Origin of the sequence: Neisseria sp. P0008.S004, assembly GCF_051962755.1 — a bacterium.
GTDB lineage: Bacteria > Pseudomonadota > Gammaproteobacteria > Burkholderiales > Neisseriaceae > Neisseria > Neisseria subflava_A.
This window is the reverse complement of record NZ_JBQCUZ010000046.1, coordinates 1-277: the sequence shown is the minus strand read 5'-3', so window position 1 is coordinate 277 and position 277 is coordinate 1. Positions and strand designations below refer to the sequence as shown.

General features: G+C 54.9%; 1 pseudogene. It reads left to right on the top strand.

Features of this window, described 5'->3' with window-relative positions:
- Window positions 1-277, top strand: a pseudogene (locus ACTHSW_RS10885) (DUF1566 domain-containing protein); the annotation flags it as partial.

The following is a 277-nucleotide window of genomic DNA, read 5'->3' as shown; positions in this document are numbered from 1 at the left end:
CTACCGCGATGAAAGATGCAGGTAACAATGCGGCTGAATGGGCTCTGCAACTGAACATCGCCGGGCACACCGATTGGTATTTGCCAAGCCGTGACGAACTGGAACTGTGCTACCGAAACCTGAAGCCGACTGATGAAAATAACTGGGCATCGTTTCGTGACGGTGACAACCCAAGCAGCCTTCCTACGGGTTATCCATACACCGAACAGAGCCCTCAGCAGACCAGCGCCACCGCTTTCCAGGGCGGAGGCTCAGAGGCCTTTGCAGAAGATTGGTA